At 65.9% G+C, this 26,557-nt stretch carries 1 protein-coding gene; it reads right to left on the reverse strand.

The window, feature by feature from the left end:
• A complete protein-coding gene (locus tag ACWPXK_RS02730) occupies window positions 1-25,974 on the reverse strand; it encodes a LuxR C-terminal-related transcriptional regulator (protein WP_454194410.1) in 25,974 nt (8,657 codons plus the stop codon).
• Window positions 25,975-26,557 lie beyond the last annotated feature (583 nt).

A 26,557-nucleotide genomic window follows, 5' to 3' on the forward strand; every position in this document is an offset into this window, starting at 1 on the left:
TCAGATCACGACCGCGGTCAACACGATGCCGTCCCGGACGAGGAACCGGCCGTGCAGTGTCCGTGGCACGGGCGGGCCGCCGTCGACAGTGCTGCGGTCGTCCACCAACAGCTCCGCGGTGAAAGTGCGAGTCTCGGGATCGACGGTGACAAGCGTGTCCTTGATTCGCAATTTGTCCTGTTCGGTCAGCGGGAACCAGGCCTTGAAGATGCTTTCCTTGGCCGAAGCCAACAATCGGAGCCAATGGATCCCGTCCCGGGTGCCCATCTCGGCGAGCCACGCCTGTTCCTCGTCGTGAAAGTGGGATTCCACACCGTCCAGCGCCACATTGTTCTCGGCATCCACCCCGACCGACCGGAACCGCTCGGCCGAGGCCGCCACCGCCATCGCATAGCCGTGGGTATGAGTGATGCCGCCGACTACGCCATTCGGCCAGCGCGGCATCTTCCGCAGCTGGCGAGTCGCGGCCGTCGGATCCCACAGGATGGGAGTGTCCGGCAACCCCAACTTGTGCATTGCCCGCCTCGCACAGGTTCGCCCACAGGCGAGTTCTCTCAGCCGCTTGCCGGTCTCGCCTCCCGTCAGCAACACCTTCTGCTCTTCCGGCATCAGCACCGCCATCGAATCCTCGCCGACGATCTCCGCCGCCATCACCCCGGCGGGCAAACCGAGACCGTCGACGAGCATGTCCACGCCACTGGCCGGCGCTGGGTCTTCGGAATGTGCGCCGACATCGAGCGGCTCGTCGAGGTCGGTGTCGTCGTCAGCCGCATCGCGGTTGGTGCCGATAGCGGGTGTTTTTGCCTCGGTATTGCGATCCCTGTCTTGTGATTCGGGTGCAGGGTTGTCGGTGTCGGGGACACCAGTGCGGTCCTCGGGTGCCGGGTACACGAGGTCCGCGGCCCGACCGGCCACGCCGCGGATCGCGTTTCCGATCTTGCCGGTGACGCCGCCGAAGACGTGCTGTCCGGTCTCCAGGAGCTTCTGCCCGGCTTGTCCAGGGAGCAGACCGGCGATGCTCTCCACGATCTCCGTCGCCGTGCCCAGTCCAAACTCCACGCCTTCCCGCAGGACCGTGCTGAACAGGTATTTGTCGACGACCTCCATCAGGTATTCCTCGGCCGCGCGTGAGCCCATCCTCGACCAGATGAAGGCGCACAGGACCCGAGCTTTCAGGTAGTCGTCTCCCTGGGCCTCGAGCCACCGGCACCCCGGGAAGAATACGGCCGACCACAGATCGTCCTTCAGATACCGGATCCAGAACGCGTACTCTTCGTCGGTGATCACCCCGCGCCTGCGGGCGTCGTCCATCAACTCGATGTCGGGGTTCAGCATCGGCCTGCCAGAGAAGTACTGCATGACGCCGGCGGCGATCAACAGCAGCTGCGGTAACTCGTCCATCGAGGTGGTGCGCTGGAGCCTTTTCCACGGGGTGATTTCGTTGATGACGTTCCGGTCGCTGGATTTCTCAGGCGTACCCACCTGGAGGGTCCGGAACTTCCACACGGGGATGGTCTCGCCGTTGCGGGTGATCTTCTCCTGCGTGAAGAAAAGTGTGCGCCAATCGATCTTGTGCTCATGGACCAGCCGATCGACCGATGATCCGGTCACATTGATCAACATGAGCGTCATGTAGAGCGGCGCACGCTTGATCAGCCGCGCCAGCTCCAGTAGATCCTTCTCGGTGAGTTCTATGTTCCGCAGCGTCTCGATGTCTTCGTGGAACAATGCGTGGAACCATTCTCGGCGATTGCTGACCCACTCCGCCCCGAACGGCGCCCCCTCGGCGGGCCTCGGCATCTTACGGAGGTACTCGAACGCGGGGCTGATTGCCACCACTTGCTCGATGGCGGCGTCTACTTCGGCCCAGTATTCCGAGCCTGCTGCCGGTCGCGCGGGATTCGTGTCTTCGAGAGGAACCACCTGATCCCCGGACTGCGCTGCGACCGCTGGTGCCGGGGTGTGGTCGGTTTCCGCGAAGGCGCCGTCCTCTGGGCGGTTCGGGTCGGCCGCATGCGCCACCACACCGTGGGGCACACCGCGCGGCACTACGCTGAATGGATCCGCCACTGCCGATGGCGGACCGAAACCCAGCCCATCCAGACCACGGGCACGGTGCGGCGGAAGATCCAGCACCACAGCTGGATCAAACCCCACTGGTGGTCTGGCGCCCGGGCGGAACGCCTGTGTCCGCACCGGGCCGACTTCGCCGATCGGCGGCTTCGATGAAGTCCGGTGCGAGGGTTGGTCCGGCACCGATCCTCCTGGCCGCCGAGGCGCAACTGTCGCGGGTGCAGGCCCTGCGTCATCCCTCGATTGGGCTACTTCGGGCCGGTCAGGATCGGTCGGACTGTTGTCGGCATCGCCTGCTGGCTCTGGAGCGCTCGAAGTGGTGTCACCGCCCGCTTTCGCAGAAGACTCGGGGCGGAAGGACACCTGCCCGTCCTCGGATGAAGTGCGGGCCGGGTGTGCCTCCTGCGGCTCCGGGGCCTGGCGCGGTTCTCGATCGTCATGCGGCCCCTGAACACGGTCGTCCGGCGCGGCGTGGCGGCTGTCCGGTTCCCTCGGTGCCGAGTCGGTTTCGTCACCGCCACCGGGCGGCGCGGGCGCCGCTGTGGGCGGTTGCTGCTGGTCGCTGTGCTTGTTCGGCGGAGCGAGAACGTCGTTCGGCTCGAGGTTCTTTGTCACGTCGGGTGCGCGGCCTTCGAAGTTCTCATGCAGTTCGATCACCCTGCCCTCGAACCGTCCCAGGAAGGCGGAATAGACCATTCTCTGGAATTTGCCGAATTGGGGGTGTTCGAGCTGCGGTTGCTCGTGACTGATGAACACGCGGACCGGTCCGCCGTCGATATCCCGGTACCTGATATCGCATCGCACCGCGAGACCGCCGGTCTCGATATCGACCACCCAGGGGATTTCGCACTGTTCCCGCGAGTCGTCGTGTGCCGCTGCTCGGGCTTCGACTGCGCGCAGCACCAGGGAGTCCGCTCCGTCCGGGTCGGCGCCAGTCACGACTCCACCCGTCGTGTACGGGGCGGTGCCGTTGAGCAGTTCGACGGTCTCGACCACCATGGTGCCGGATACCGTCTGCCCGCTGAGCGCTGGGACGGGCGCGGCATCGTCCTGTGCTCGACCGTCGGGTGCGGGCTGCGCATCCGCGTCATCGGCCGGATTGTCGGGTTTCCGGTTGGGCAGTCCACCGACCGCCCATCCTTCTGGATTCGGGCCGATCGCGTGGACCAGTCCCGGATCGAACCTCTGCCCGCGTGGCGGCGGCATCGCACCGATGTCCCGTGCTTTTCGTTCAGGGATGTCCAGTCCGAACCCGGCGGGCTGGTCTGGCACCCATCGTCGTGGCCGGCGACGCGCACCCGCCGCGGGTGCAGGCCTTGCGTCATCCCTCGATTCGGCTACTTCGGGCCTGTCAGGATCGATCGGACTGTTGTCGGCGTCGCCTGCGGCCTTCGGAGCGCTCGAGGTGGTGTCACCGCCCGCTCGCATAGAGCCTTCTTCGTCATCATGCCTGTCCGACTGGGTTGTCGCCGGCATGCCGGTGGTCGCCTCGTCCAGGTGCTGGAGCCACGCCGGTGGTCCGCTCCGGTTCTCGACCCCAACTCCAAGTTCCGCGGCAATTCCACTGCCAGTCCTTCCCCGCGCGAGCAGCGCGGACGGGTCGCGCAGGACATGTACGGCTGTGGTGATCGCCCGTGCGGCGGGACCGTCGGCCGTGAGCGACCGCGCTGTCTCGGTCGCCATGCGCCGGACGAGCGTGAGGGGCGGACCGAACTCGGCGAGATCGACGAGGCGGGTCCGGGTCTCGGCGACGGTTGTCGCGGCGGCGCGCAGGCCGGCATCCGCGGAGAAGCGCGTCCCCACCTCGGACAGTACCTGCTCGAGCTCTTCGAGATGGTCGAGGCCGCGGCGGATATCGCCCGCGCGGAGATGGTGCCCGGTGAGGGTGTGCAGGGTTTCCAGCAGGTCGGCGGCGGTCCCGGCGAATTCGGTATCCGATGCCGGGTTCCGGCTCCGGTACGCGGCCTGTTGCCCGGGTAGTGCGTGGGTGGCTGCTAGGAGCGCCGGGTCGATACCTTCGTCGAGGCCGGTCCGCAGCAGGTCATCGATCTCCGCGGCATCCGAGTCGATGCTGTACGCGACGGATTCGCTGATGAGCGACCCCTCGGCAGCGTGCACGGGGCCGAGTTCCGGACGTTCCGGCGCCGTCCCCGTCGACTGCCGTTCCCGCTCGTAGTGGGACAGATGGCGTGCGGCATAGCCGACGAGATAGGCAGTGTTCGCCAACAGACCGGCGAATTTCTGGGCGCGGCCGATATCGGCGCCTGCCGCGGTCGCTGCGACCTGGACGACCGTGGCCGCCGCACGGTAGAGCTCATGCGCCACAGGTGCTGTCTCGGTGAGGTACCGGCGCATGGCGGCCAGTCGGGTGTCGTCGGCGTTCCTGATATCGGGGAAGTCGTCGCCGAGGCGGTACCTCCGCTCGACCACGGCGATACCGAGCGCGCGTGCGGTCGAGAAGAGCGCACCGGCCGCGATCGGCTCCCCGGCGTGCAAGCGGCCGAGTATATCGAGTACCGAGGCGTGCAGGCTGGTCAGCACCTGATCGAGAGCCTGGTCGGAAAGACCGTCGGCCCAGTGCGCGAGCTCGGCGAAGTCGAGGCCGTCGGCTGCGGGGAAATCGGCCGCCGACGGCGATGTCGTGACCTCCCGCGGCGTGGTCGGCGCGGCGCGTGGGATCAGGTCGTCGACGTCGGCGCCCGCCCCGGACACCTCGGCCGTGGTCGGCGGTGCCGCCGGCACGGAGCTCCGCGGGGGCATCGGCAGGGGCGGGATGGCGGGTCCGTCCCAGCGGGCGGGCGGCGGATCGAAGACGCCGAGACGTTCGAGGATTGGTGCGTGCCGGAGTCCGTGTCCCCGCTGCCAGCCGACGAGTGCCGACATCGATGCGCTCAGCAGCCGATAGTTCGCGAACCGAATCTGTTCGGTGGTGAGCAGTCCGGCCGCGGCGGCCCTGGCCAGCCGTACCGTGTCGTCGATCATGCGCTGTATGTGCTGGAACAGGTCGTATGCTTCGACGTAGTCGTGATCCGGCTCGAGGTTTTCGAGAAATGCCAGCCGCGTCTTGTCGTACCGTGGATCGCCCAGCCTGGCCATCTCCCAATCCAGGACGACCACACGCACAGGCCGCCCCTCGTCGAGGACGATCAGCACTTGGTGGAAATGCAGATCGGCGTGGATCACCTGGGGCCGGATCGGGCCCAGCGTCCAGGACCGGTCGAGCACCGGTTCGAACGGGTTCTCCGGGATTCCCATCGCCGCGAAGTACGGAGCGAATTGCGCGCGCAGCTCCGTGAACACCCGCATCTTCTCGGCTACCAGTTCCCGCAGGAGTTCGCCCGCGTCCCGGAAACCGATCGCGGTGGGCCGCAGCGCGCGGTGCAGATCGTCGACCGCCGCGCGCACGGTCTCCCGCATGTCCTCCGGGATATCGGTGACGTGCTTGCCGCCGACCACGAAGCTGTGGATCTGCACGGTGCCGAGTGTGCCGTCGGGCAGTACGAAATCGTCGATCTCGGCGTAGACGCGGGGGCTGTCGATGCCCAGCTGGGTCAGCAGTTCGAGTACCTCGACCTCGGGCATGGGTTTCAGGTCGAGCGTGTCCGTTGCGGGTCGGCGGGCGCGGACCACCCAGAGCCGGCCGGTCTGATCACGGGCGACGCGCAGGAAGTTGTTCTTTCCCGCCAGCTCCACGGCCGAGGTGTCCGCCAGCGTGACGGCGGCCAGCTGCCGGGCCACCTCGTCGGGCATCCGTTCGCCGGACTCCACGCCCAGCGGCGAGTACTCCGCCTCCGGGCCGAGGCCCGGGATCGACACCTGGACAGCGGTGGGTTCGGCCGCCTGCGCGGTAGCCGGTTCGGCACGCGAACCCACCGCGGTGATCAGCGCCTGCTGGAGCCCGGCAAGGATGTGCGGGAGATCCGCGTTGCCGAACCCGAACCGCCGCGCGGCCTCGAATTCGCTCATTCCTTCCCGGTACCGCGCGGTGAGGAAGTCGCGCTGCCGCTGGGAGAGGGCTGCCAGCGCCTCGATCCACTCGCTTCGAGCGGCATGGTCGAGCAGCGGCGAGGATATCCTCAAACTCTCCATCTGCACCATGAGCGCCTGCCGGAAACGGGCGAACCGCCCGTGCTCGATCGCGAGTTCCCGGACGGTCTCAGCGACGGCACCCCCGGATTCGCCGCCGGCCCGTTCGATCGCGGCCTCCGCGATGCGGACCGCCACCGCCGGGTCACCTACGACAGCCGCGGCCTCGCGGACGAGCTCCGATATGCCGTACCCGCGGGCCGCCCCGCCCGTGCCGTTCCGGTCGTCCGGGTTGCCCGAGGGCTGCGTGTCCTGCGCTCGGGTGTTGTCGGGGTTGCTCGGTCGTGTTGTTGTGTCCTCGGTTGGGTCTGACTGCTGGTCTGCTTGTTTGGGGAATGGTACGGCTGGGCCTTCGTCTCGGGGGGGGTCTTCGGGGTGGTGGAAGAAGACTGCTTCACCGAGTCCGGCGTATCCGGATTTGCCCGCGAACCGGGCCCGGTGTTGTTGTCGTGCAGGCTGGTCGAGGGGAGTCGGATCCGGTGAAGTCCCCTCGAGGCCCAGCGCGCCACCGGGGGCGGCCGTTGCTTTCGCGCTGGCGTCGGTCGCAGGCTGTGCGCTCCTGGGACTGCTTGCGGCCGAATCAGTTTCGCCGCCGGTTGCGGCGGTTGGCTGCGGACCGGATTCACGGCTGGGATCGGCGTTCGTATGCGTCGGCGACGATTCGGTCCGAATCTCGGTACTAGGCGCAAGCACGACGACACTCTCGGGATGCTCGCGGAAGGTCTCCTTCAGCAGCGCCTCTGGTGGAACGAGTTCCGGCCGAATCTCGCCAGGTGCCGCGTAGTGCGCCGTTGGCCCGCTGACCGGGAGCGGGCCACTGCTCACGAAGCTCCCTCGTACCGGCAGGGGTGCACCTGCCAAGTTCTCCGGCACTGGCCCGACTTCACCATCTGTCGGCCTCGACGATGGAGCGTTGTTGGCGACGGCAGTATCCGACCGCGGCGAAATCGGGAGCCGCGCATGCGCCGTCGCTGGCCGAGCCGAGGCGCGTGCCTTGGGAGCGCCGGCCGGGGGCGTGGCGGGCTCTGCCGGTGTGGGGTCGGTGCGGTTCCGGCCGATTCGCGTCTGTGGTAGGTGTTCGGTGTCCCAATCGATGACATCGTCGGTGTCGATCGGTAGTTCCGGGGTTTCGTCACCGTGGTAGATGATCGCGGAGTATTTCGCTCCGCGTTCCTCGAGTGCCTGTAGTCGCGCCAACCGCTGGCGGGCCGGCTCGCCGTAGAGGTTGCGGTGTTGGAGTGCTCCGTCCTGCGCGCGAACCGCTTCGTGCACGTGCAGCACTACTGTGCCGTTCTTTTCGGTGGTGGTGACGGTGAGGACGTGGCCGTCGATGCCATCGATTCGCGCTTGCGGATATTCGACGGTGAGCAGCGCCAGATCGGCGGGATCGCCGACCTCCTCGATGCGGGACCTGAATCCGTCGACCGTGGCTGTGCTCCATCGGCCGTGGGCGTACTGAGCCAGCTCACGTGCGTGGAAGGCGCCCAGGGTCAGGACCGAGACCGTGTCGTCGTCGGGTACCTCGACCGGACTCCGTCCCTGGTACCGAGCCCGGACGAACTCCAGCTCGGCAACCCCGCACAACGGATCCGTCAATTCGAGAAGCCCCCGCGCGGCGATCATGGCTCCGATATGGTCACCATCGCCGAGCACCGTGCGCACAATCACGTCCAGGTCGGCTTCTTCGTGGCGGAAAGCCGGCTCCAGCACCCGCCCGGTCTCCCGGTCGACCTCACCTCCCGCCAGTCGAATCTGTTCCAGCACGCGGACGGCCGTGGTGTGGGCGAGCAGCTCGGCGATGACATAGGCGTAGTACAGGCCGCCGTAGAGTGTGCCCGGATACCCGAAACTGTGTCCGAAGTACTGGAGGCGGTACATGCTCGTGACGCCGGGAAGCTCCAACCCTCCGTCCGCCAGGAACCGGTTCTCGATCTCCGCTACCGCTGGGTGCGGATCGTCCCCGGAGGGCAATTCGTCGTCCGGAATCCGGTGCCACTGCAGATCGATCCACGCCGCGGTGAGCCGATCGACCGTCGGAATGCCCATCATGAACTGTGACCACGGCACCAATTGCCGAGCCATATCCTCCGGCATCGATGGGGCGATCTCGCGGAGCACAGCCGGTTCGGTGAGGAGCATCGGCAGCAACAGTGCCGGGAACTCCACGTAGTTGCGCGGCACTCTGCGCATGGACTGCTCGTGCATGCCGGTGCCGACCAGTGAATGCAGCGCATGAGTGAACTCGTGCACCAGATCCACGGTTTCCTGCCAGGTCAGCCGAGTCGCTTCCCCGTCCGCTGGTTTTGCGATATTGGTATGAATCATGCGTACCGGGAGCTGATTCGCCCAGCCGAGTTTGCCGATGAGATGGTCGGTCCAGCCGCCTCCGCCCCGCAAAGTCCGGCGGTAGGGGTCGAAGAAGAACACGCCGATCGGCTTGCTCGGTGCACCGGGCGCCTCCGGCTCGGCGAAGGCTTCGAACACCCGGACGTCTTCGTGATATACGGGTATGCTGCCGGTCCGTTCTTCGACGCTGATCCCGAAAAGTCTCTCTGCCAGCTGGAATGCTCCGCGCAGCACAGTTTCCATATTCAGGTGCCGGCGCACATCGTTGTCGCCGAATCCGAACGTCCGCTCGTGCAGCACATTGCGGGCGTACTGGAAATCCCAGGGTTCCAGACGCTCGACACCGATCGCCTCCGCGAGCAGGGTCATCTCGGCGGTGGCCTTGTCCACCGCGAACGGAGCCAGGCCCGTTATGACCTCATCCGCCAATGCCAGGCCGACGGGTTCGACGTCGGCCTGGTAGGCGGCGTGGTTGTCGTATCCGAGCAATTGTGCGCGCTCGTTTCGGAGTGCGCACAGCCGTAGCGCTATGTGTGTGTTGTCGAACTCTCCTGTACCGCACAAGGCCACCGTCGCCTCGTACAGCTGCCGCCGCGTCTCGCGGTCGTCGAGTACCGCAAGCAAGGGGTGCTGGGCCCCGCTGATACCGGTATCGACCAGTAGATAGCTGCCCGGGGGATGGCCGCGCTCCGCCGCCGCGGCGGCGGCCGCGGCTGTGGCATCGCCGGACATACCTCGCAATTTGCCGACATCGGTCACCACCAGGGCCCGCGCGACCGTGTCGTTGGCCTGGTTGTTCTGATATCTGGACTGCAGCGAGGCGAGTTCCTGCTCGATTTCGCCCAGCCGCGCCCGATCGGGGTCGGACAGCGCCATCCCGTTGCGCTGGAAGTCCAGGTGCAGTCGGCGCAGGTACCAGTCGGTTTCCTCGTCGAGATCCAGCTCCGCCCGCTGTTCGTACAGCGCCGCGATCCGGGCGAACAGTGCGGGATTCGTCATCACTTCACCGCGGTGCGCTGTCTCCAGTTCGAGAATTCGGCCGCGCACTTCGTTCATCGCATCGCTCTGATCGACCGAGGCCATGGTGGAACTGGTGTTGCTCACGAGGCCGAAGAGCTTCCCGGTCACGGAGAAGGCAATCAGTGTGTTCTCGACGGTCGGCGGCTCCGGATTGCCGATAATCGCCGCGATCTCTCGTTGCCGATCGGCGATCCCGGCTTCGAGCGCGGGAACGTAGTGCTCGTAATCGAGTCGTTCGAAGTCCGGTATTCCATAGGGATTGGAATCCGCGGAGAAGAACGGATTGGCCGGATCTCGGAGCGGTTGCCTGATCGTCGCGTTGTCAGGCCCGGCATCCGTGTCGTCGTAAGGCGTGTCGTTGATCTCGGCCGAGCCGGCTTCGTCGTCAGCAGCATCACGGTTCGTGCCGACAGCAGGCGTCTCGGTATTGCGGTCCCTGTCCTGTGATTCGGGCGCCGGCGCCGGGGTGTGGTCGGTTTCCGCGAAGGCGCCGTCCTCTGGGCGGTTCGGGTCGGCAGCATGCGCTATCACACCGTGGGGCACGCCGCGCGGCACGCCGCCGAAGGGATCCGCCACTGCCGGTGGCGGACCGAAACCGAGCCCATCCAGACCACGGGCACTCGCTGCTTGCTGCGGCCCCGGCCCGAGGTTCTCCGGCTGCCTTGGTGATGTCGACTCGGTCCGCTGAGCGGTGTGCTGTTGATTGCTCTGTGGCGTCGGCGCCGCTTTCGTTTCCGAGGTTGTCGGCGCGGAAGAATCAGTGATTCCGGAGTCGTCCGGAAGTCGAGGGTGCTCACCACTGTCCGGCGGTACTGCGGTCTGTGTGTCCGAGTGGCGCAGGGCGATCGCGGTGACCACAGTATCGGCGTCGGCGTGGAACCGTCCCGAGAACACTGCTGGCGACGAGTCGGGGACAGTCGCATCGTCGGTCGGCAGATGTGCCTCGAAGGAACCGGACCGCGGGTCGGCGGTGTCGGGGTGGAGCACTACATCCACCCGACTATGGTGGAGTTGCAGGCTGGTCAAGCGGCGGTGTACATCGATGGCGTTGCCTTTGGCAGAGATCAGTACCTGATCCCAGTGCACGTCGGCGTGTTCCCATGCGAGGTCCCGCATGCGGGAGCGTTCCTGCCGCTGGGTCGCATTCACCATCAGGTTGGGCGCCGCAGCGACATGGTTCTTGGCATCGAGACCGATGATCCGGAAGGCCGGGTCGCCCGTGAGCGCTACACCAGCGAACTTGTCGGTTCGGGCCGTGGCACCGATAAGGTTCCCGGGCCATTGCGGTTCGCCGTCGGGGCCACGCGAGATCGGCGCATTCGGCAGACCGAGGTCATGCAGTGCCTGCTCGGCGCAGTGCAGCACAGCCATTGTCGTGCTGCGCTCGCCACCGCGAAGTTCCACTGTGTGCACCTCGGTCGGCAGCACGCTCCGGAGCAGGCCTGTACCGGACTGGGGTGCAGCAGGTTCCGGACGTGTCGGCTCGGCCGTCACAGGGTCCCCGACGGGGAGCCCGAGTTCGGCGGGCGTTGCCCTTGGGTATCGCTGGGTCTGTGCGGACGGTGTCGGGGTGAGATGTTCGGTCGTGTGCTCATGATCCGACCGCGGTGTGGTCGAGGACGGATCCGGCGTCGTCGAAAGCTGTTTCGGTCCTGGCGCGTCGCTATGGTCAGTCGGCCGTATGACTGACGGATCGCCGTCACCGGTCGGGGACAAGCTCGTCGGAGGCTCCGGTTCGATCCCGGATTCCCGCAGCGTGATGCCCGTGAGGACAATGTCTCCACGGACGCAGAACGCGCCTGTAACAGTCGATGTCGAGTGATCGGATTCCGTCGGCTCCAGAAGTTTCGCCTCGAACGTGCCCGCGGTCGGTTCGCCGCTATGCGGACGGAGCGTCACCTCCACCCGGTTACTACTCGACTGGTGCCCGCTCATTCGACGATGTAGGTCTAGGACATTGTCCTTGGCGGAGACCGTGACTTGATCCCAATGGATCCCGGGATGTGCCGAGGTGAGGTTCTGCAGATGGCGGCGCTCCTCGAAGCTCGTGATGTCGAGCATCGCATCGGGCGCAACCGCCACGTGATTCTTGGCGTCGAGGCCGATGGCTACTGTCGGTGCGTGGGCGACCGCCGCCGCCGAGTATCTATCCATCTGGACGGTGGCGCCAACCAAGCTTCCGCGAAACAGGGGTTCGCCGTCGCGCCCTATCTGGATCGGCTCCTTCTCCAGACCGAGACCTTGTAGCGCCTGTTCGACACACAGGCGAACGCTCATTGCGGCACTGTGGCCATCGCCGACGATTTCCGCGGTGTGCACGTCACTGGGTAGTACCTGGCGGATCAATGATCGACCCGCTGCTTCAGGGGTGGTCGCGCTTTCGAATTCCCCCGTCCCGACATCGGGATGAGCGTTTTCTCGCGGCGACTCCGCCGTGTTGAGACTGTCAACATGGCCCGGAGCTGACTGCTGGACGAACGTAGACAGTGGCGACTCAGCGCGATCGAGCAGCCCTTGGCGCCTGGCTGCCGCAAGGGTCTCAATTCGGCCGGTAGTACCGAGTTTCACGGACGCACTGGTCTGATCGTTCCGTACAGTCCCTGGACGCAGTCTCAGCGTCGCCGCGATCTCGTTGTGTGACCGGCCTTCGTCGAGCAGCCGGAGCACCGCGATCTCACGCTCGGTCAGCCTGTGCTGGTCGGTTTGGTCAGCCGCAACTTCCGCCGCGCCGTCTACCGCGGTGTCGTCACCGGGCAGATCCTCGTCCGGTGCATCGTGGCCTTTGGCCTCCGGTGTGGTCGGCGCCGGAGATGCCGATTCCTCTTTGATCTCGGTTACGACGGGGTCCTGTTGCCCGGCCGTCCCACTCGGCTGCGATGAGGCTGGCTCGGGATGGCCGGTGCCGGGCGCCTCGTCTGTGGCAACACGGTCGATGCCAGCGAGGGCGCCCGTGCGCAGGGCGACGGCTACCATGTGCGGCCGATTACGGGCGCTGAGTTTGCGGCGGATTCGAGCAAGTGCATCTTCCACGGCGCGTTTGGACGCGTGGCGAGCTTCTGCGATTTCCTTGTCGGTGTCGCCGTTTGCGACCCGAGCGAGTATGTCGGTTTCGTCTTCGGTCAGCTCGGGTTGGCCCGTGCCGGGAGCTTGGTCTGTGGCGGCGGGATCGGCGAGGGGGAGTATGCCCGTGCGCAGGGCGACCGCCACCATTGCTGCCCGGTTACGGGCGCCGAGCTTATAGCCGATCTGTGTGAGGTCGTTGTCCACAGCTTTCGCGGACGTGTGGCGGTGTTGTGCGATTTCATTGCTCGTGTTGCCGTTTGCGACCCGAGCGAGTAAGTCGATTTCGTCTTCGGTCAGCTCGTGTCGGTCCGTGCCGGGAGCTTGGTCTGTGGCGGCGGGATCGGCAAGGGGGAGTATGCCTGTGCGCAGGGCAATGACCACCGTACCTATCCGGTTACGGGCGTTGAGTTTGTGGCGGATTCGGGCCACTGCATCGTCCACGGTGCGTTTGGACACGAAGCGGGCTTCCGCGATTTCCTCGCTGGTATCTCCGTTTGCGACCCGAGCGAGTATGTCGATTTCGTCTTCGGTCAGCTCGGGATGGCCCGTGCCGGGGGCTTGGTCTGTGGCGGCGGGATCGGCGAGGGGCAGGATGCCTGTGCGCAGAGCGACCGCCACCATCTCCTCCCCGTTACGGACGTTGAGCTTCTGGTGCATGTCGGTCCGAAGGTTGCGCACGGCATATTCGGACAGGCCGAGGTCTTCCGCGATTTCCTTGCTCGACTTTTCCGCAGCTATCAGCTCCAGCACCGTGAACTCTCGATTGGTCAGCACGCCATGACTCGGCGGTTCCAACTCGGGATCGCGCGGGTGCGATTCGCTGGACGTCGTCGGCTGCTCGACCGGGCCGCCGTCGTCAGGCGATGGCGTGTGCACCAACCGGGCCAACCTGGTGAGCACGCCGCGTTGCCATCGGCTGATGTCTTCGCCACGCTGCATTGCGTTCACTGCCTCGGTCATCAGCTTGCGCTGGATGGAATTCAGTTGCTCGAGACCATTCCGGACTGTATCCCGCGCAATGTCGCGCACCCATTCGCCGACATCCTCACCCTCGGCAACGGGCCTCTGGGTGGTTTCCACCTTCCGGAAAACCTCGCTGACGATCTCCTGCGCCAACTGCACAAACGGCTCGACCGCCTGCCCGGCAGGCGAAGCCGGAACCTGCAGCATGCGAAGCACCAGCAGGAATGTGTCCCTCCAATGCTGCTCACGCAGAAACGCCGCCGCGTCACCCTGCTGTGTCCGCCGCAACGCCGGGCCCGTCTCGACGTCTTCGGCCCTCGCCCCGGAGCTTTCCCTTTCTGCTGGACGCTGCGCGTTGTCGGGCGTTGGCTCGGGATTGCCTGGTGTGTTGTTCGCACCGGTGGTGTTATCGGCCTCCGGTTCCGAGGTCGCATCGGTCTGCTGTTGCGGCGACACACCACCTGACTGGCCTGCCGCCGTGGGCGAGTGGTTGGGCTTGGAGAACGTCACATCGACGATGAGGTGCTCCCCGACGGGGCCGATCAAATGGTTGACGGTCACCTCGGTGAATCCCATGCCACCGGCCATCTTGCCGGTGAACGTCCGGCGTGCCGCATCCTCGGGGGAAAGCCCCAGATCCTGTCTGTACGCGTTGAAGGTGTCGATATTGTCGGTGAAACCGTCACCCACCGACCATGGATCGCGGATCGCACGCACGTGGGATCCGATGTCGGCCATCAAGTCTCGGAACATCTGTTGGCCCGAGGGCGTGCCCTCTGCCGCGCCGATCTGGAATAGGAGGACACCCTCCTGATCCACCCATCCGTGGATGCCGTCGTTCTCGCCGGCGCGGTAAGTGTTCGAGTAGGTGGCGATTGCCACATCAGCGTGGCGAGCCAAATATTCGGCGGGTGTTTCGGACGCGGGAACGGGTTCCCGGGGGAAGTAACGGTCGCTCCACACCTCACGTGCTTCGGCGCGGGCCCATTGCGGCGCTCCCCGCGAGCCCGACACCTCGCTGGGATACAGCTTCGCCAGGGTCGACCATTCGTTTTCCTGCAACGGTCCGTCGATGGTGCGGGGCCGATCGAAGTCCAGTGCCGTTGCCGCGCGGGTCGGCCGGTCGGGAATGCCGTCGGGAAAGTTCTCGGGGAACCTGTCGGAGTCGTGTCGGCCGAGCAGTCTGCCCAAAGCCTGTTCCGCCTCGACCCGATCCGCCGCCTCCACCGGCGAATACACCAGTGCACGCGTCTGCTCCCTAGCACCCGACCCTGGTACGAATTTGTGAATCATGCCGTCGTCGGTATTCGGATCGCGCACTTCGACGACTCTGCGGCCGTCGTAGACGAGCGTTCTGGCGCGGTCCACACCATCGATGCGCTCCAGTACCACCGCGGTCTGTCCGGGCAGTCCGTCCCGCGTCAGCTGCTCGGCGATCTGGTCGGCCGAACCGAGGTCGCGCAACTCGGCGCCCGCTCTGTCGAGTGCCGCGTGTGCTTCCTTGGACAGCGCGCTCAGATCCCGCGGCGGTTCGGCTCGACCGCCGCCGCGTTCGCCGCCGTCGGCACCGTTGCCGCGACCGGAACCATGCGCCCCGCTGCTGTCCTGCGTGCCGTCCGGAACGCCAACGGCGCCCGCAGTCGTGGGCACAGCCTGGCCGGCTTCGGCTGATTGTGGTTCCTCGGCTGCTTCCGGGCCGGGTTTGCGGACTGGTGCTGTGCGGGGTCGTGGCTGGTCCCAGTTCACCGGGTCGTGTTCGTGCTCATCATTGTGGTGGAAGGCCAGGAACTGGTTTGCCAAGTGCTGTGGCCTGTTGCCGCCGATGAGACGGTGGCGATCGGGTGCGAGCGGGTTGTGTCCGGGGTGGTGGAAGGCTTCGGCGCCGGGGGTTTGGCCTTCGGCTGCGGTTCCGCCGGTCGGGCGGGGAGGTGTGGATTCGGCGGAGGTTGCTGTCGCCGAGTCGTTTTCGTCCTGTTGCCCTGGTGTCGCGGTGTTCTCGGCGGTGGTGGCCGACCGTACTTCGGCGGCGTCCGGAACCGGCAAGTCTCGCGTCGCTGTCGTCGGCTGACCGAGTTCGTGCACAGTTGAGTCCGAGCGGGTAATAGCGTGCGCTCGGCTCCATTTGTGGGTCAAATGCTTCATCAGCAGGGCGAAGAGCACTCGTTGCCCATCGGTGGGCTTCGGTGCCCGGCCATCGATCGACTTTCCCGATTTGAGTACGACCGCGCCGACCGACTCCGCGAGAGCTGCTTTCTCGTCCAAGTGTAGGTCTCGATGGGGCGACGAATTATCGTTACGGTATGCAGCATGGCGGCTGGAATTGCTGAACTGCCGCCGCAGCCAAGCCTCGAAATGCTCCGCATAACCATCGAGCCCGCTGGCTCGGCCATGGTGCCATTGGGTGAGCAACGCGGGAAACACATCATCAAGAACCGCGCTACCGGCCTCGGCTACCATGACCAATGCGAAGCGGTACCCGGCCTCGTCGAATAGTTTATGAACACCATATCTGAATCCATTGACATAATCTGTCGGATACTCGTCATGAAGATACTCTTGGTTGATGAATATCTCGTTCATGCCGTCCATGGCGTTCTCATCCGGCGTAGCCATCATCGAAAGTTTCATCTTTCGAATACCCGCCGCGTGGATTTCGACGTCGGGGAAAATGCCACGCATGGCGCGGATCCCCGTGAAGAAGTTCCGAACCTTGACCACGTCGGTACCCGGGAGATCGGCCCCTACCACCGGAATGCCGAGCTCAGCCGAAAACGCCGCTGCGAGATCCGGCACATTGCCATATTCGCGACCCCACCGGCGCCATGCATGTCGGTCGATTTCCGGCATGGCAGCATCGAGGAGATCCAGCGACTCCGGATCGCTACGCAGCTGCGCGAACAGCAGGCGGTACAAGGTCCGTGCCGCGTCCGAGGCGTTTTCCCATCCGTTGACCTCCACGTCGGCTACCGCCGCACGAGCGGCCCGGTGCACATCGAAACGTTTGGACAGAGCACGTCGTCCCACGCGAATCAGATTTCGGGACTTGATGACGGACTCGCCGAGCTGGGCGCGCACCCACTGCTCGAACCCGGCCTCGTCGTCGACTCCCCGCTCGGGCCGAGACCTGACGTAGTGGTCGAAGAGGTACTGGAATCCACGCTCCCGCACCACGGCGACACCAGTGACGTGACGGAATCCACCACGCGTCGGCACCACGGCGACACCAGCGTCGACGAGAACGCCACCGATCGCGCCTACAACTGACGCATAGAGTTGTTGGCTGGTGGGCTCGGACGGTGCGCCGAGCAGCCGAGGGTCGATCGTTATCGACTCGAGGAAAACGCGGCCATGGTGGTCGCGATCCGCCGCGATGTCGATACCTTTATCGCCAGCGACTTTGCCGACCGTGATGACGGCTCCATTCCGCACGACGAACTGTCGATGCCTGGTGAGCATGTGGTTCACCCCGCGAGCCACACTCCGGGACGCTTCAGGGTCGTTGAAGCCGACCAGCTCCACCTGCCACGTCCGCCGCGACCACTCGGCGACTTCGAGAGCCGTACTGGCCGTACCGCTGCGCAACACATCCTCGTCCAGCCAGTCACGGGAATCGTCCAGCGCGACTGCCACGGCGTCGGCCCGACGGTCGGATTCAGGATCCGCCGCAGCCTTGTTGATGTTGTATTCGAACCACACCGTCTTGCCCCGTCGATGCCGATCGACACCCCATTCGCCACGTCGCCGCAGATCGACACCCCATTCATCGGCGGTGTCGTCCACCGTGACGATGCCCCGGCTCGGAATCCGCGCCGGGTCGAGCACCGGCAGACGATTGCTGCTGTCGGTGACCTCGACCCGCACGACGCCTCGATCGGACATTGTCGCGGTCACCCACGCATCCGAATCGGTGTGCCGGAACACGTTGTCGACCAATGCCGAGAACGCCAACTCCGGGAATAAGGTCTGACTTCGCCCTGCGCCGGTGAGCTGGACAATGGCATGGCGGACTTCGGTGACCAATTCGCGCTGATCCCGGTTGATCCGCACGCCGGTCGCCAGATCCAGCGGCACGTCCGCACCGGAGGTGTCGGTGGGGGGGACAACCCACGGCGTAGACCTGAACACGTGATCGTCCTGCCAGAGGACGAAGCTGACTTCCCTACCCGGCGGTGTCCGGCGCAATGCGAAGCCCCATGACGCGGCCGACCGACCCAACTCCGGGACCCAGGAATCCTGCGGCCCCGGCAGATCCGGCGTCGGCAACGCACGGCCCTCGGCGGTGACGATGCAGTGCAACGAGGCGGATTTCACCGCCATCGTTACTCGCGCAGTACGGCTGTGACGAAACGCATCGTCCAACAACTCGGAGATCAACCGGACGGCGAGAGGCGTGCGGGGCGCATTCGGCCAATGCCCTGGGAGCAGACTTCTGATGTCCAGCTGGCCTAGTTCCCACTCCTCGCGCGCGATAGATATCTCACTCGATGCCTTGCTGTCCGTCGGTCTCGCGGCAACCGCCACCTGCTTACTTTCGGCCACATCCTTGGCTGGCGGCAGCTCACCGGGCGCGGTGCCCGAATCCTGTGGGTCCCCGGGTTCGCGCTGTTGTTCGTCTCCGCGGTCCTCACCACCGCCGTCTACGTTGAGTTGCACGAACGCATTGCTCTGCGAATCCTTTTCGTGGAACGCATTATTCGCTTCCTGATAGCGCAACACCGCCGCCTGCACCGCCTGATACTGCCGATCGTGCCGTTTCACGGTCTTCGGATCAGAAGGAATGCTTGGCTCATAACGCTTCATGCTGTCTTCGTAATCAGCAGAACGCAGTGCTGCCAGAGCTTTCGAATACGGCGATGTCTCCACCCGCTGGTCGGGCGCAGAAACATTCGCGGCACCGACCAGCGTTTGTCGGCCCTCCGAGTTCCGTGCCGACTCCACCTGCTCCACGACCGTGCGCAAATTCGACGCGGCCGCCACCCGGTTCGTCGCTGCCTCGACCAGATGCATCAGCAGCGTGTGCGGCTCGGCCCACTCCGATGCGGGCGGTGCGTCGAGCAGCTGTGTTGCCGCCGCCACCGCGCGACCCGCCTCGTGATAGCGCAGCACCGCGTCCTGCAACACCATGGTCCGCTCAGCGGTGACGTCTCGAGAGACGGGAGTGTCGCGCCAGGATTCGACGTAACGCTCCAGCCCGACCTGGTACTGGTCCGGAGACCGCAACGCAGGCCACAATTCTTCCGGCACCCAGAGCAGGTCGAACTGCTCGGTCAGCGCCCTTCCCGCCGCCTCCTGCTCGGCGACCAGCACCTCGTAGTGCGACCGGATCTGCTCCGAAACAACGGCGTCGTGGTCAGATCCGTCGGACGCCGACTGCTTCTTCAGCCACCGTGGCTTGTACCACGCCCGGCCGTCGTCCGGCTTCGCCGATACCTGCGGCTGCTGGTGGTCCGGTGGTTCGTCTGGGTTTTCTTGCCGCACCCGTCCCGGCTCCACCAGATCCGTGGCTACCCCGAGTAGGTCGGCCAGTTCGGCCTGCGCCGCCGCCAGCCGCGTGCGCGCCTCATCGGTTACCGTTGTGGTCGAGTCGCTCTCGTCACCATCGGCGGGTTCTGCCTCGGGCGCAGGTTCGGAGGTGGATGGCGTCGGTGCGCGGTGCAACTGTTTCGGATTGTCCCATGGCACGCGGTCGCCTGGGACCTCGTCATTGTCGATGTGAGCCAGGTGCTGGTTCGGCAGGTCTCTCGCCGGAGTCGGGCCGGCGGCGCGGTGGCGTTCGGGGGCGAAGGGGTTGTGGCCGGGGTGGTGGAAGGCCATGCCGGGGTCAGGGGTGTCCGGTATCGACCCTTGCGGCCTGGGGCGCGCGGCCGGACCGCCCCTTTGGGCTACCGGAGCATCGGACTGCGGCGTACGTGGTTGTGCCGACGGTAGCGCTCGGCGGGCGTCTTCGCGTTCCGTGGCGACCGGGTGGTTCGGGGCAGCCGGTCCGCCGGTCAGCTTGCTCGGCCCAGCTGCCTCGCCGGTCTGCGGCAATAGATAGCCGTACTCGAAGGTCTGGTCCCCGTCGGTGACGGTGCGGGTAACCACGCGGGTGAATCCGCGTCCGAGGGCGGCTTCGGGTATTCCGGTAACCGATTCGACCCACAATAACCGCGTGCCCTTGGGCGCCAGGGTGATTCCTGGGTCCAGGAAATCGAATCGGTTCGATGGAAGGTGGCCTATTTCGGCGGTGCTGTAGCCAGGATTCCAGGAAACCCCGGTGGTCCCGTCCGATACCAGCGGGATCGTCACGAACAGGTCGCGATCGGAGCGGCGGCGGTGCATCGTTTCATCGACACAACGAACATGTCGCGCCGCATCGTCGTTCGCGGAACGCTGCTCCTCGGGAGTGGTCAGGTAGGCATTGGCCGCCACATACCCCAGTGGACTTTCCGATACCGAGCCCTTGATCCAGGCGAGCGATTCGCGTTCCAGCTCCGATAAATTCTCGTTCCAGTACTGCCGTGCGTAGGCGGTAGCCTCCTCGCGGGTCTGGAATACCAATGCCGTTGTGGACAATTCCGCGAGGGCCACTTCGTGTTGGCGTTCCACCGGCATTGCGTTGAATTCGCCGTCGGACACCAATGGCCGATATATGAATGGCTGGCTGTCGCCCACGGGCTGCGCGGTCGTCGCGGTGGCGTCCTCGTCGGTCACAATCCTGCCATGCAGGATCGGGGTCTGCGCGTCGAGCCCGCGGATCTCGGCGTCCAGCCGGTTGACCTCGTCGGCGTTGTCCACCAGGGTGCTGAGCTCCAACAAATCCCCGGCGAGGTCCGCCACTTCGGGATCCGACCCCATCGATAGGACGCCCAATCGGTCCGCGTCGAGATCCTCCACTCGTTCCCCACGCTGGACCAACCTGTCGAGCACCCCGTCGCGCTCGTGCCGCAGCTGCTCCAGTAGTGGTGCACCCTGCTCGGGCCGTGCCGGGTCCACTTCCAACGCGGCGGGATCGACATCGTCGCGCATCTCGGCTCCGGCATCGCGTATCTCGCGCGCCTGTTCGCGCTGCCGGACCAGCCGCGCCCGCCGCACAGCCGTATTCTCCACCGCGCTGAGGCGGCTATCCGTCGGTTCCGGGGCCGGGCGGGTGGCGGCGCTTTCGGAGGCAACGTTGGTGTTCGAACTGTTTTCGTCGGTGATCGCTTCGAGCTCCGGTGCCGTCACCGATTCGGCCGACATCTCAACTGCGACCTCGATCGCGGTCGCCGCGGGGTCGCGAGGGGCGATGATCCCCCGGCGCAAGGCAGCCATCACCAACAGCACACGGCCGCTGGTCCCGAACTTACGAGCAGTTTGAGCCAAGCGTTCCCGGACGGTGCCCTCCGGGATATGCTGCCGACTCGCGATCGCGCCATTGGACAGCCCATCCGCTATGAGCTCGAGCATCTCGATCTCTTGCGGGGACAACGAGATCTTGCTACTCCACCGGTGCGCGAACCGGGCGGTATCGAGATCGATAATTCTGCGATGCGCTGCCGCCATCACCGTCGCGATCTGGCCATGCGTGCCGAGCTTGCCGGCGGCACTCGCCAGATATTTCTCCACCGTGTGCGCGGTCACCTGGTACCGCGATGCGATTTGCTGGACTGTCAGTCCGGCCAAGACCAGCTCGAGTGTCTCGGTCTCGCGACCGGACAGTCCGCCTCGTTCGACCGGCTCGGTTCCCGGACCGGAGGGTGTCGGATCCGATGGTGCCGTGGCTTTTGGTTCGGCTTGTCCGCCTGTGGCAGGGGGTGAGGTATCGGCCCTGTCCTGCGCGGCCGTCGGTTCCTCCGTCCGGATGCTGGGTGACTGGCCGCGGGCTCGGCGGGGTGTCCCGCTGGCAGCGCGGCCCGAAGTCATCGTTGGGCGGGGCGTGCCGGATGCCGGCCGGGAGGGCGCGCGGTCAGGTATCGGCTCGACTGGGATCCGCGCGATCACGTCATGTTCAGCGGCAACCGCGAGGACCAATTCGCGCGCCGCATTCCACAGGGCGCGCGGTTCGGCCGCGGGATCCCGAGGAGCCGACGGTGCGCCGGTGCGTCTCGGGGCGAACCGGCTGAGCTGTTGTCGGCGGTAGGAGGTGAGTGCGCGCAGGTGTTCTCGGACCTGCGATGTGTTCGTCTGGGCCAACGCCGCGAGTAGCGGATCAGACGGTGCGAGACCGGCCCCGCGGATCACGAAATCGCGGACTTTATACCACATTTCGGCGATTTCACGGTGCTGGGCCATGAGGTTCTTGGCGTTGACGACGACCCATTGCTCGAGGCTCCTGTTCTCGATCTGACCGAGATGCGTGATCGCACCCGTACATGCCTGGTCGAAGACCTCCTGAGTTACTCGGGGGTCATGCATATTCGCCTGTACCCAGCGGAATATGTTGTTCCGGAAGGTGTCCCGGAGCAGATCGACTGCCTGCTCCTGATTGCCCTGCGCGAGCTGCTCGTCGATCAGTTGACGAAGTTGCCGGGCCGGGTCTGCCTCCACACCCGTCCGATCCGGAGTCGATGTGGGCTCGCCCCTACCGGACCATGGCGTCTTGCGACTGCTACGTGGGGTCGGCGCGACCGGCTTGTGGTGTTGCGCGGAGGGCTGGCTTTCGGCGGAGGCACGGTGGGAACTGCTTGTGCCCGTGACCGTTTCGCTGTTGTCCGCAGGTGTGGGGTCGTGCTGGGTGCCGGGTGTCGACGTTCCGTCGGGATCCTCGGGAGTGGGTGGTTGATCGCCGGGGAGGTTGTGGAAGAAGAGGCCGCCGTGTTGGAAGGGGGTGAGGCGAGGTTCTTTTCCGGGGATGGGTTTGTTGTCCAGAGCCACGTCGAGTTGCGCCATGGCAGCTCGATGTTCGGCCAGGACGTTTTCTGTTATCTCGAACAGTCGTTGTGCGGCGGCGTCGGTTTGGGGTTGTTCTTGGGCGGCGCGTGCGTGAACTCTGGCGGCGAGGTCTCTCGCTATGAGTGGGTTGCCGACTTGGGCCATCAGCAGGTGGTAGACCTGGCTGTTTTCAGCAGGTGCTGCGGGCTGGTCGGAAACTACAGTGGTATATCCAGAGTCCGTTGCGGTGTGCGTTGATCCGGGGTCAGCGTTCGGGTACTCGCTCAGCAGAGCGTTTGCGTCGTCGATGACGGCCGCGGCATCGCGACGCGGTGGTGTCGGGGTCGGCTCGTCCCCGACTACTTCGGACGCGCGAGCCTCGCCGAGGACCTCGGAGATCGTGTCGACCATGTCGATCGGCCCAGCCGTACCAGTTCCGGTCCCCCTCGAGCCGGATCCGCCCCCATTGCCTCCACCAGTGCCGCCCCCGTCGGCAGCCAACGCCATAGCGGCCCAGGTGATTGTGAACTGCCCCAGCGGTACGGTCCCCGCTCGGCTCGCGCGTCCCGGACCGACGAGGTTCTGCACTTGCCATCCGTCTGATTCGTCCGCAGTGTTCGCCCGACCCCGATCCGCCACTGCGACACGGAATTCCAAGCCTTGCGGTGTCATGACGATGGCACCGGTCAGCAAGGTGGCACCGCCCGCACCCAGCACCAGGTTGTTCACCAGTTCGATGGCCTGCGCCATCGCCTCCTGGCGAGTTTCGGGTGCGACGGACTCGTCCGGGACCTCTTCGAATACGCCCCGGACCAACTGGGCGGCCTGCCCGAGCGCCTCCACCGCATCGACACCAGCGGCGAACAAGTATTGCGCTCGCGAGTACGTGTCGGTTCCGCCGAACAACGGGTCGTGCACACCCGGCCCGTCCCCGGCTGACCAGTGCAGGTCGGCCAACCACGGATTGCCGTAGAAACGCGCGGCTGCCGTGGAATTCGGCTCTGTCGCGGTGCGCTGGAACAGCTCGACCAACGGGAAGGAATGACGGTCTCGGTGGCCTCTCACCCGGACGCTCAGGACCTTGCTCCCGGGTGTGCCGGACACCTCCACGTCCAGGTGCCACAGCCGATCATCGACCTCGCTCATATACGCCGATACCCGCTGCGACACCACCACCTCGGCGGCAGCGCGTTGCTCTGCATCGGTCCAGCCATGGCGCAGCATCTCGCGATCGGCTATTTGCCAGGCATTGGCAACGACGGTGTCCGCGTCATCGGCGCGGGTAACGGCGAAGTCGGTTTCGATTGGGCCCAATGGCCGAAGGGCCGCTCCCCACCGGCGCCCAGTGGCTTCCTCGACGAGATCCAGCGTCAGCAATCCGGAATGTGACAGTCGCGCCGCGAACACCGCGCCGTGGTTGGAAAGCCCGCGCGCCAGCTTCTCCACCAGGTTCATGGCTTCCGCAACGTCACGCCCTCCGGCGTGGTCGGAGTTGCGGACCAGATCGCCGACAATCCGACGGGCCTGCATGACGGATTCTCGATTGGAACTGATTTCGAAGACTTCGGAATTCAGGTCCTCGTCGACGGGTGATCCAGCGCGAGCGGGCACGCTCACGCTGTCATCGATCCGCTGGAAGTCGAGTACGACGCGTCGGCGTTCGGGCCACAGGACGGCTTGCCACGCCGTGGCGCCGAGTTCCAGGTTCCGCACCAGTTCCAGCGGCAATTCGGGATCGCCGCGGTGGGTGACGGTGACCCGCAGACCTCCTTGCCGCTGCTCGACATGCACTTCGGCCTCAGGCCGCGTGGAGCGGGCGAGTGCATCGGCGAGTACCACGCCGACTGTGTCGGCCGCGGCGGTTCGCGCCGTATCCGGCCAGATGGGCGCCACCATCTCGTCGATCGCGGCGCTTGTCCGGGCGGCCGCGTCGGGATCTCCTGCGGGCAGCATCAGGGTCGTCTGCGTGGCCGGGTTCGGCGGCCCGGCGAGAATTTGCTCGCCGAGATCCAGGTCGTCGGTTTCTTCGGGCATAGCCTCGATCCCGATGGCATGCCACTGGATGTGACCGGCCCCGGCCTCGTGCACCGTCAGGACCAGGTCGCCGCCGGTCAAGTCGCGGGTGACGGCCGCAAGTCGGTCCGCACCGCGCCGCGCCGCCGAGTGCAGGTCGTCATCGAGTTCGTCGGGGATCGGATCGGTGACCAGCTGCTCATGCGGTGCGGACGCCCCGCCACCGCGATCGGCCAAGGCAGCAACCATGCTCTGCGACCGGTCGGTCCCGTCGCCGAGTACCGCCCACACGGTGTAGCCATCCGGGTGGTACTCGACGCCGTGTTGGGCATAGTCGGCGAGCAGGCTCGGCCATGCCGCATGGGCGCCACGCACCCGCATCTCGAGCCCGAACACCGTGCTGGCTCCGGCTGCCAATCGGGTCACCAACAACACGCCGTCCGCTGCGGGATGATCCAGGACGGCGCCCACCAGTTCGTCGGCCAACAGCACGATCGAGTTGGCCAGCTCCGGCTCCGTTCTGCTCCCGACCACGCCGCGAACCACGCTCGACGCCTCCGCCCGTATCAGATCCGCGTCTGCTTCGTTCGTACGCGGCCTGATCACCAGCGATCCGAGCTCGAAATCTCCGACCGAGTAGCTGACTGTTTCGACCGACTGGGCGGCGGCCGATCGCGTTTCCTCGCGTATCTCGGTCCGCGCCGTCGGCGTCGATGTCCCCCCGTCGAGCACGCGGAATTCCATGAGCCGATCGCCCGGTTCGCCGGAGATCTCGATCTGGAACCAACCCGTCAGGTTCGGGTTGTCGTCCGGGCGGGCGTTCCGGAGCATCTGTTCGGCTGTATCCGCCGCCAACGCGCTCTGGTCGGGCTGCCAGCCGGTCGTCAAGTGACGGACCGCCGCCTGAGCCCTGGCGACATCCGCGTCCACCGTTTGCTCCGGATCGATCGCCATAACGACCCGCACCACCCGGCCGGTCGCATCTGCCGGGCGATCGGCGGCCAACGCCATCCCGGTCTCCCGGCGATCGCTCTGCTGTCCCTGCGCGACCGACAAGGTCTCGGGACCGTCGTCTTTGCGCGCCATCTGAACGACGCACCAATTATCTGCGCCCGCGTTCAGGGTCAGCTGGTCGAGTACCCCCCAGACCATCGCGGACTGATCAGGGTCGCGCCAGTACGACAGGATGGAGTCGACCCGCATCGGCAGCTCGCCGTCGTCGCGCACCACATCCAGGCTGCGTTCCACCCAGATATCCGAGAGTATCGGGTCCTGGCGCAGCGCCACATGGCCCACCACTTGCCGACCGTGGTTGTCCGCCATGGCGACCGCGAGTTCCGGGACGCCCGGCTGATCGACGAGCCACGCCGAGAGCCGGGCACTGTCGACCGCACCGTCCGCGAAGATGATATTCACCATCCGCTCGGCCAGCATCCGCCCCACCTCGACCGCCTGGGCCGATTGGCCCGAGGTCAGCTGGTCGACCAGCTCCGCCAATTGCCGCTGCGTCTCATCTGGATTGTCGCCTGCGCGGTATTCGATGACCGCGGTACGGGGCGATGTCCGCGCATCGGGCACGGAGCCTTCCGGCGCGGGGCTTTCGGGCGCGGGATTTGCGGGCTCGGTGCCGCCGGGAACTGGTCGCGCGCCATCCGGTTGTGGATTCGGCCGCGCGCCTTGGGGGTTCGCTTGCTCACCGACCACGGGCGCATCGGCTCTCGCGGGCTCCGCGCCGGTCGAAATACCACCAGCCGGTGCAGGCGACGCGGGCTGCTCGCTGTGCAGTGTTCCGGGTGTGTTTGTGCTTGTTTGTTGTTCGTCGTGTGTTGGTGTGCCCTGACTGTTGCGGGCCCCGTGCACGGGATCGTCGGGAATGTCGATGTTGCGTTGGACGGCCGAGAGTTCCGGGCGCACGCGGGGGATCAGTCGGTTTCTGTCGGCCGCCCGGAGACGGGTGGGGGCGTCGTGTCCGCGGCCGCTGCGTTGTTGAACTCGAGGGTCGCCAGCGGGCGTGGGGGTGGGTCGTTCGGAGTGACTTGTGCTCCACGGTGTGCTCAACGCAGGGGCCTGCTCGGCGTTTTCGGCTCGAGCCCATGGTGTGGCGCCGGGCTTGTGATGTGTCGGTGCTGCTGGGGCGGGTTCTACCGCGTTGTCGTCGGGC

This window comes from Nocardia sp. Marseille-Q1738 (genome assembly GCF_965283145.1).